General features: G+C 66.8%; 8 protein-coding genes and 4 pseudogenes. 6 read left to right on the forward strand and 6 right to left on the reverse strand.

Annotation, left to right across the window (positions count from 1 at the left end; genetic code table 11):
• Positions 1–96: 96 nt before the first annotated feature.
• The 3 genes and pseudogenes from ACIQ8J_RS27905 to ACIQ8J_RS27915 all read left to right on the forward strand — a co-directional run bounded on the left by ACIQ8J_RS27905 (position 97) and on the right by ACIQ8J_RS27915 (position 2,312).
• Positions 97–887: pseudogene (locus ACIQ8J_RS27905) on the forward strand (transposase family protein).
• 193 nt (positions 888–1,080) lie between these two features.
• A complete protein-coding gene (locus ACIQ8J_RS27910) occupies positions 1,081–1,431 on the forward strand; it encodes a hypothetical protein (protein WP_403277624.1) in 351 nt (116 codons plus the stop codon).
• 455 nt (positions 1,432–1,886) lie between these two features.
• Positions 1,887–2,312: a Hint domain-containing homing endonuclease gene (locus ACIQ8J_RS27915; RefSeq protein WP_403277625.1), complete on the forward strand. Its 426-nt coding sequence runs from the start codon at positions 1,887–1,889 to the stop codon at positions 2,310–2,312.
• A 270-nt stretch (positions 2,313–2,582) separates the two neighbouring features.
• Here the strand turns inward: ACIQ8J_RS27915 and ACIQ8J_RS27920 are convergent, their stop codons facing one another.
• Positions 2,583–2,819, reverse strand: a complete 237-nt coding sequence (locus ACIQ8J_RS27920) for a hypothetical protein (RefSeq protein WP_403277626.1) — start codon at positions 2,817–2,819, stop codon at positions 2,583–2,585.
• Here ACIQ8J_RS27920 and ACIQ8J_RS27925 point away from each other — a divergent pair.
• The 3 genes and pseudogenes from ACIQ8J_RS27925 to ACIQ8J_RS27935 all read left to right on the forward strand — a co-directional run.
• Positions 2,767–2,946 (forward strand): annotated as a pseudogene (locus tag ACIQ8J_RS27925) (polymorphic toxin-type HINT domain-containing protein); the annotation flags it as partial. The gene ACIQ8J_RS27920 and the pseudogene ACIQ8J_RS27925 overlap by 53 nt on opposite strands.
• Before the next feature lie 18 nt (positions 2,947–2,964).
• Positions 2,965–3,300: pseudogene (locus tag ACIQ8J_RS27930) on the forward strand (hypothetical protein); the annotation flags it as partial.
• Positions 3,301–3,302: 2 nt separating this feature from the next.
• On the forward strand, positions 3,303–3,707 hold the full coding sequence (locus ACIQ8J_RS27935; protein ID WP_403277627.1) for a hypothetical protein: 405 nt from the start codon (positions 3,303–3,305) through the stop codon (positions 3,705–3,707).
• Between the two features lie 182 nt (positions 3,708–3,889).
• Here ACIQ8J_RS27935 and ACIQ8J_RS27940 read toward each other — a convergent pair.
• From ACIQ8J_RS27940 to ACIQ8J_RS27960, 5 genes and pseudogenes are all read right to left on the reverse strand, one after another.
• Positions 3,890–4,420 (reverse strand): annotated as a pseudogene (locus ACIQ8J_RS27940) (site-specific integrase); the annotation flags it as partial.
• Between the two features lie 337 nt (positions 4,421–4,757).
• Entirely contained in the window at positions 4,758–5,645 is an 888-nt protein-coding gene (locus ACIQ8J_RS27945; protein ID WP_403277628.1) for a 3-hydroxyacyl-CoA dehydrogenase family protein, read from the reverse strand.
• 25 nt (positions 5,646–5,670) lie between these two features.
• Positions 5,671–6,744, reverse strand: coding sequence for an HAD-IIIC family phosphatase (locus ACIQ8J_RS27950; RefSeq protein WP_403277629.1), 1,074 nt, complete (start codon positions 6,742–6,744; stop codon positions 5,671–5,673).
• Positions 6,741–7,922 (reverse strand): acyl-CoA dehydrogenase family protein, encoded by a 1,182-nt coding sequence (locus tag ACIQ8J_RS27955; RefSeq protein ID WP_403277630.1) that lies wholly within the window; start codon positions 7,920–7,922, stop codon positions 6,741–6,743. The genes ACIQ8J_RS27950 and ACIQ8J_RS27955 overlap by 4 nt, the downstream gene beginning before the upstream one ends.
• A complete protein-coding gene (locus ACIQ8J_RS27960; protein WP_403277631.1) occupies positions 7,919–8,185 on the reverse strand; it encodes an acyl carrier protein in 267 nt (88 codons plus the stop codon). The genes ACIQ8J_RS27955 and ACIQ8J_RS27960 overlap by 4 nt, the downstream gene beginning before the upstream one ends.
• Positions 8,186–8,327: the final 142 nt, after the last annotated feature.

Raw genomic sequence — 8,327 nt, forward strand, 5'->3', positions numbered from 1 at the left:
AGGACCGGGCGGCCACTCCTGGCGAGCCACTGAAGACAGCTTCGCGTAAGCCACACCCGGCCCTCCCGGGCCGTCCAACAACTTACGGAGCTTCGTGTGCTTGTCTGCCCATCTTCGATCGATCTGTCCAGCCGCAGCCTGCGGTTCCTGACTGGACAACTCGCCTCCCGGCGGCGGGAGATCGGTACACGGTGGCGGCGCCTGCCGGCGGGCCGTCAGGCTCTACTCGCTCTGGCCCATCTGCGGTGCGGTGACACCTACGCCCAGCTCGCCGCCGGGTTCGGCATCGGAATCGCGACCGTCTACCGCTACATACGCGAGGCCGTCGACGTCCTGGCCGCCCTCGCCCCCTCCCTGGCCGAAGCGATGAAGACGATCCGGGAGAAGGCGTTCGTCATCCTCGACGGCACCCTGCTGCCGATCGACTGGGGGCACCTCCCGGCCGAAGGCTGGGGGAGATCGCCGCCGACCGGCCCTACTATTCGGGCAAGAAGCGGCACCACGGCATGAATGTTCAGGTGCTGACCGATCCGTTCGGTCGGCTCCTGTGGGCTTCGCCCGCGCTGCCCGGCGCGACGCATGACCTGGCGGCGGCACGCGAGCACGGCATCATCGACGCCCTCGTCGACGCCGACCTCAAGTGCTGGGCCGATAAGGCGTATCAGGGTGCGGCCCGGAACGTCCGAGTCCCGTTCAAGGGACGCCGCCTGAAGCGGTGGCAACGACGCCACAACACTACCCACGCCAAGATCCGCTGCGTCGGCGAGCAGGCCATGACCACGTTCAAGTGCTGGCGCCTCCTGCGCAAGCTGCGCTGCAGCACCAACCGCATCACCGCGGTCGTCAAGGCCGTCCTCACCCTTCACCTCGCGGCCGCGTCAGGATGAAAACCCCTCAGTGATCCACCCGTTCGATGAGCCGTTGCCCGACCAGATGCAGATCGACCGGTTCACCACACCCAAGGGAGTCCCCGCGACCTGGGGTGATGCGATCACCTTGCGGATCGGTAAGCAAGCCGCCGGGTACCGTAACAGGTGGCCGATGGGCTCTCCGTGGACCGGATGGGATGGGAACTGACGCATGGCCAACCTCTTGACGATCGATGAGCTGCCAGTGGGCTTCGATTATCCGGCGGAGTTCATCCGCGTGGTCGAGCTCGGGCTGACCGACCTCGAGCCGTGGTGGATCTTTGATGGCGACCAGTTGCGACGTCGGGCGATCGGTCTGCGCGAGCGGTATCCCGAGCGTCGACTCGTCCCCTTTGCCCGCCGCCAGGACAACGATGACGTGGCGTGCTGGGACCTGGACCAGGGGGACGTGGCGGTGATCCACGATCTGGCCAGCCCCGGTTGGGAACAGCGTGAGAGGTTGCCGGACTTCAACGCGTGGCTGCGTCAGGCCGTTGAGGACCTGATTGAGCACGGCGGATGAGGTGATTACGAGAGCCGTGCCCACTGCCGCCGGCAACTCCACAGGTCGACAAGATGCACCCCGTACGCGCGGGGCACAGTGCGAGCACTTCCCCTGCTGAGACAGCCGTGCACCCCGTGCTCGCTGGGGCGATCCCCTTCAACGCCAGGGAGAGGCTGGAGTATGGCCGGGTCAGCCGTCCTACTCCAGCGCCGCGCCCCTCCTGCGGTGTGCCCCGATGGCTGCTGGCGGAGTACGTCGCCGCCCCCGGTAGCCACCACGAGAGCCAGTCGACGTCCGAGACCACCGGGGGATATGGCCCCGGAGACACGCAAAGTGGTGGCAAGGGTGGGGGCAAGTCAGGATCCCCCTCCTGCGACTTTTTCGACCTCGAATGCGGCTGGCAGCAGTTCACCTACAGCCGGTGCGGTTTCTGGGACTTCAGATGTGGTGCTGTCGAAGAAGCAGAAGCAACCGTGAACCTCGTCGCGCAATCTGTAATCGACGGCTGGGACTGCGCCGCACATGGAGATGACGATGCCTGCGCATGGTCCGCAGTCACCATGTTCACCGAGGGTGAGGCTAGCGCAGCATCTAACGCTCTGCGGGCCCAAGCTGAATCCCTAGCTGCTGGGGCCGCAAGAAATGAGGCGACGGGTGCTGAGGCCGTGGGCAGCCCTGGTAATTGCTTCCTAGCCGGCACGCAGGTCCTCATGACTGACGAGTCGACCAAGAAGATCGAAGATATCCAAGTCGGGGAAGAAGTCGTCGCCACCGATCCTCAGACTGGAAAGACGGCGAAGTGCAAGGTCGCAGACGTCGGTTTGACCCAGACGCTGCTGGCACATCGATCAAGATTCGAGGAACAGGGGAGGTCTGGACGTCATGACCAGTCCAATTGACGCCGCATTGTCCGTCGCGTCCCAGGAAGACCTAGTGAACCACTTGGCCGAGTTGGCGGAAAAGTGTCGACTCGGAAGCATTCCAGTCGAGAACCCTCAGACATCCGCTTTCATTGAGGCTTCGTCTGTATGGCTAGATGGGATGGATGTATTTCTCCGTCATCACACTGGAGAGGGTGCCCCGGAGTCCCCGACGTGGTCCACGATAGCGATGATCTTCTCAGCTGGCCTCGTGTATGAATGACCTCGGTCGGCGGGAGGTGCTAGTTATTAGAAATAACCCCCAGCGGCCCCGCCGGATTCACTAACGACGCTGTTGGTTAATTCGGGGCCTTGCGTGACGTCGGCCTTCAAGACCTGGTTGTGGTCTTGAAGGCCGACGTTGTCGTAGAAGCTCACGGCCACCTCCGAGCACCCCTTCTGGAGCCCGTCAGCACAACGCTGGCTCAAAGCCAACGAACTCAAACCCGGCACGGCCCTACTGAGCAGCGACAGCAGCACAGTCACAGTGGAAGCCAACTGGGCCTTCAGTCGGAATGCCCGTACTTACAACCTGAACATCGACGACCTGCACACGTACTATGTAATGGCGGGAAATGCGCCGGTGCTAGTGCATAACACTGGTCCGGGTTGAGGGGATCTCTTCCGGAGTGACACGCGAGATCCCTCGGATATTTTCCAGAACGGATTCAAGGTGCTGGGCAATAACATGGATCTCCCGGAGCGCGTGGCAGGTGTATCCGGCACATACACTCCTGCATCTGGATTCGTGTCAACAACGACCTCTGAGACGCATGCGATCACTCGTGGTGGGAATGTGTACACCATTCGGGGTGTCACAGGCAGGGACGTGAACACGGAGATCCCAGATAACCCGCTTTCGCATGAGCGCGAGATAGCTGTTCCGAATGAGATTGACGCTAGCAACATCGTCGGAGTCCGTCTCAGGGATGGAACCTGGGTCCCGAATCCGAACTTTAAGGGGTAACAATGAGTGAGCTGGTGAGCCTGCTGGCCGGAGGGCCTGATGCTAGGCTCGTGCGGGTGAGTCTTGAGCTCTCTGATCAGATGCCGACCACGCTGCGTATGTCGGTGGCTGACTCCGTTTGGCAGGAGTTCCAGGCATCCAATTGGTTCAATTGTCTGATTGAAGCGCGTCTCAGTCTGGAGAGTGAAGGAATTCTCCTGTGCTGCCAGGGTGCCAGGCCGGATGTCTTTCCGTCCGGCATGTTGCAGCAGATGAACCTCGGTAGATTCGCCTATCATCTGAAGTCTGGCATGCCAATTTCGGAAGATGACGTTGTCGATATATTTGCGGCCGCAGATATCTCTGAAGTGGCGAGCGTCGAGGATCAGCGGATCGCGGTGTTCAAGTTCTTCAAGATCTCTGAGTAGCCAAACTCCAGGCTCGTTTCCAATGACGTTGCTGGGGATTTGCTAAATGCGCCAGGAGCCCCGCCGGATTTGTCTCCGGTGGGGCTTCTGGCCATCGTGACGGCAGTAGCTGACGGCAACGTCAGTGGACGGGTGCTGCACGAAGTGGCGGGCCGTCGCCGTCGTCGGGCTGGCCGACGGACTCCGAGGGCTTTGCCGAGGAGGTCGATGGCGTCGCGCTGGAGGCGGAGTCGGACGTGTTAATGGTCGCGGTGACCCTTGCGTGGGCGTGGTCGAGGAGTTCCTTGATGACGACGAGTTCGACACCCTGTTCGAGGAGGAGGCTCGCGGTCGCGTGGCGGAGATCGTGAAACCGGATCTGTCGGAGTCCTGCTCGGCGGAGCATCGCGCTGAAGTGCCGGGTGAGGGTGGCGGGTTCGATCGGGTAGTTGTCGGGCCGGGTGAAGACGTGGTCACCGTTCAGCCACGCCGCGTCGGCTTTGTTCCGTTCCTGGGACTGCTGGGCGCGGTGCGCGCAGTGAGGTGACGCACGAGGTCGGCAGAGCGATGCGCCGCTCCGAGCTTATGGTCTTGGTCGGCAGGGTTGTCAGGCCGTTGGCGCGGGTGCGCTGGAGGGTGCGGCGGATGCTGGCGGTGCTGGCGTCGAGGTCTTCCCGGCGCAGACCGAGGAGTTCGCCCTTGCGCAGTCCGGTGCGGAATGCGAGTTCGAAAAGTCCGGGGCGCAGGGAGCCGCGCCGACGCGGCGCGGGGCCCTCGCAGCGATGCCGCGGTGAGCCGTCAGCACCCGGACGGTCGCGCCCGGCACCAGCGCGGACCGGGACGACGCGACCGCCCGGTGCACGACGCGCCGTAACCCCGGACATTTCCCCGGCGTCGAGCCGTCGGCATGCCCGAAGGCCGCAACCGACCCGGCCGCCGCGCTTGACGGCGCGCGCCCATCAAGTTCCGTGCGGCACGGGCCGGGGCGACGACGACCGGTTCGGCAGGCTGCCGCCCGTGAACGCGAGGTGCTGAGTCGACAGCCCGCCGGACTGTCGGCAGAGACCTCCGTCAGGACTTCCCGGTCGCATACGTGTGGAAGCCCTGCCCGCTCTTGCGCCCCAGCCTGCCCGCTGCCACCAGGTCGGTGAGCAGTGTGCAGGGGGTGAAGCGGGGGTCGCTCGTGAGCTCGTGCAGGACGTGCAGCGTGTCCACGACGGTGTCCAGGCCGATCAGGTCGGCGGTGCGCAGCGGCCCCATGGTGTGCCCGAAGCACTCCTGGAAGAGGCGGTCGACGGTGGCCGCGTCCGCGGTGCCCGCCTGTACCACGGCGGCCGCGTCGTTGTACGTGGCATGCGACAGCCGGTTGGACACGAAACCGGGTGCGTCGCCTACGACGATGCCCTGCTTGCCCATGGTCTTCAGCAGGTCATGGGCGTGGTCCAGGGTCTGCTCACTGGTGCGCTCGCCTCGGACGACCTCGATGGAATCCTTGGCGTAGGCCGGGTTCATGAAGTGCATGCCGAGTACGCGCTCGGGGGCTTCGACGTGCACGGCGAGCAGGCCGACCGGGATGGCGGAGGTACAGGTGGCGATCACCGCGGTCGGGGAGAGCACGGCATCGAGGGAGCGGAAGACTTCCCGTTTGACGGGGATGCTCTCGCGGGCGCATTCGACGACGAAGGACGCGGTACGCAGTTCCTCGACGTCCGCGCCGAAGCGCACCCGCCGCACCGTCGGCTCGATCCCGTCGGCCGGTGCCCGGCGCAGCATGGTGGCCATGCGGAGTCCGGCGCGCAGCCGGTCGGGGGCGGTGGCCAGGGACTGCGGCAGGGGATCCACGACGGTGACGTCATGGCCCGCGGCCGCCAGGCAGTGGGCGACACCGATGCCCATCGTGCCCGCGCCGACGACGCCGACCGTACGGCGGGGCGCGGGGTGCGTGATGCTGTGAGTCACGGGCTCTCCTGGATCGGCAGAGGGGTCAGGCGGTGGTGACGACGCGTACCGCGCCGTCCTGGGCGGGTGGTGCCGCTGCGGGGTCGAAACCGAGCAGGACCCGGTCGCCGGTGCGCTCGATCACGTCGAAGCCGCTGAAGCGCAGGTTGACCAGCATCACCCGGTTCACCTCGGTGGGTACGAACTCCGCCACCGGGCGGCGGCCGTCCGCCAGCGCGTCGCGCACGACATGGCCGATCAGAGCCGGGCCGACGCCGCGCGACATCACCCGGCAGGACAGCAGCAGCAGCTTCAACACGCTGTCAGTGCCGGTGAGTTCGGTGAGCGCCAGGCCGATGGTGCCGTACGAGCCGAAGCGGTCCTCAAGGCTCGCCACCAGGACCTGGTGCGCCGGTGAGGCGAGCAGCCCCCGCAGCTGGGACATGTCGTACGTGCGGCCCGTGGTGTTGAGCTGGTGGGTACGGACGGTGAGTTCATGGGCGCGTTCGAGGTCCGTCTCGGTCGCCCGTCGGACGGTGAGGACCAGGCCGAGGGTGGCCAGGAAGTCCTTCGCCGGGCCGGTGTAGGTCTCCTGGGCGCGCTTGCGGTGCAGTTCACCGCGGTAGAGGTGACGGCGGCCGCGGCTCTCGTCGGTGACGAACGGGGGCTGGAAGGCGGTCAGGTCGGGAAGTCCGGCCGCCTGCTCGGCCGCGTAGACGCGCACGGCGGGGTGGGCCGTCGCGACCTCCGCGCGTTCCACCGCGTCGTTGTCGATGAACGCCACCGTGTCGATGCCGATGTTGATGGCCTCGGCGACGTGGCGTACCGCATCGGACTTGGCGCCCCAGCCGATCTCCAGGACCGTGAACAGCTCCTCGATGCCGAGTGCCTTCAAATGCGCGGTGGCGGTGGCGTGGTCGCCGCGGCTGGCGACGGCGTGCAGGATGCCGCGCTCGTCGAGGGCGCGCAGCGTGGCGAGCACCTCGGGGAAGGGCTGTGGAGCGTCGCCCTCCAGAACCGTGCCGTTCCACACGGTGTCGTCGAGGTCCCACACCAGGCACTTCACGGTCGGTGCGGGGACGGTTCCTCCGGTGCGGGTGGCCGCTGCCTCGGTCGTCATTGCGGTCCTTCCTGGATCACTGTGCGAGCTCGTTCGCCGGATGAGGGACGGAACCCGTGCCGGCGCAACAGCCGGTCCGCGATGTGGAGTTCCGACACGAATGGGGAGCCCTCGATGAGCTCCATGACCTTGGCGTCCCGGAAGAACCGCCCGGCCAGGCTGTCCGGCGCGATGCCGGCGGCGCCAAGTGTCTGCACCGCCGCCGAGCCGACGGTGGTGGCGGCACCGGCCGCCGCGTACTTGGCGACGACGGTCTCCGCCACGGCCGACGGATCGCCCTCCTGGCGCAGTCGGCCCGCGCGGGCGCACAGTTCGCGTGCGGCCCTGGTCTGAACGGCGGCGCGGGCGAGCTGGGCCCGTACGAGCTGGTGCTCAGCCAGTGGGACACCCTGCTGAAGACGGTTCACCGCATGGTCGGCCGCGGCATCCAGGCCGGCTTCGGCCATCCCGACGCAACCCCATGCCACCGTGTACCGCCCGTGGTCCAGCGCGGTGCCCACGACGTGGGTGAGGCCCGTGCCCGGCGGGCCGACCAAATGGTCGCGCGGCACCCGCACCCCGTCGAAGCCGACATGGGCGATCTCGGCCGCCCGCATGCCCAGTTGGCCGTCGACGGGCTCCCGGCACACGCCCGTCCGGTCTCCTTCGACCAGCACCGCCGCCGAGCCCCCGGCGGCCCGGCCCAGTACCAGGAAGACATCGGCGGTCCTGCCGAAGGTGATCCACAGCTTGCGCCCGGTGACGACCAGATGGTCACCGTCCTCGTCGATGCGGGTTTCCACACCGGCCAGATCCGTTCCCGCCCCCGCCTCGGTCGCGGCGAAGGCGGCGAACCGGTGCCCGTGGGCCAGTTGCGGCAGCCACTCCTCGCGCTGGGCCGCGGTGCCCCAGCGCAGCAGCGCGGCGGCGACCATCTCCTGCACGGTGAGCAGGCCACGCAACGCGCTGCACACCCCGCCGATCTCGGCGCAGACGTCGCCGAGCTCGGCCGGGCCGCCGCCCGATCCGCCATAGCGCTCCGGCAGTCCCACCCCGAAGAGCCCCGCCCGTGCGACGGCCTCGCGCACCGCCTCGGGCAGCGTGCCCGCGCGGTCCCAGTCGCCGGCCTCGCCCCGGACGGTGGCGGCGAACATCGTCGCGTCCGGCGGGCCTGTTGGTTCGACGGCGTACGTCATCATGCCGCCGCGCCGGTGCGGGCGCCCCGGGCCTGGGCGAAGGCGATGATGCGCGCGGCCGTCCGGAAGTTGTCGATGGCGAGGTCCTCGACCTCCACCGTCAGCCGGAAGCGCTGCTCCACGAACGTGACCAGTTCCAGAGCGAAGAGGGAGTCGGCGAGTCCAGCGGCGAAGTAGTCGTCGTCGGGGCCGACTTCGGTGCCGAGTGCGGCGGCCAGAAAGGCCAGGACGTCCTCGACCGTTGTCGTCACGGGTGCTGTCGTCATGGGGTGATGTCTCCCTCGGATCTACAGGTAGTGCGTGCTGTCTTCGGGTCCCGGTCTCCACGCGGAGCGGACTCCAGGCAGCCACCGGGCAAGGAACGAAATCAAACTGCTTTTTTCACGCAGCTGTTGACCGCACCCTCCA

Source organism: Streptomyces sp. NPDC094147 (genome assembly GCF_044764265.1).
In the GTDB taxonomy this organism is placed as follows: Bacteria; Actinomycetota; Actinomycetes; order Streptomycetales; family Streptomycetaceae; genus Streptomyces.

Coding starts and splice junctions, on each gene's coding strand:
- ACIQ8J_RS27960 (WP_403277631.1), bottom strand. CDS start 8,185: ATGACGACAGCACCCGTGACGACAACGGTCGAGGACGTCCTGGCCTTT.
- ACIQ8J_RS27950 (WP_403277629.1), bottom strand. CDS start 6,744: ATGACGACCGAGGCAGCGGCCACCCGCACCGGAGGAACCGTCCCCGCA.
- ACIQ8J_RS27935 (WP_403277627.1), top strand. CDS start 3,303: ATGAGTGAGCTGGTGAGCCTGCTGGCCGGAGGGCCTGATGCTAGGCTC.
- ACIQ8J_RS27955 (WP_403277630.1), bottom strand. CDS start 7,922: ATGATGACGTACGCCGTCGAACCAACAGGCCCGCCGGACGCGACGATG.
- ACIQ8J_RS27910 (WP_403277624.1), top strand. CDS start 1,081: ATGGCCAACCTCTTGACGATCGATGAGCTGCCAGTGGGCTTCGATTAT.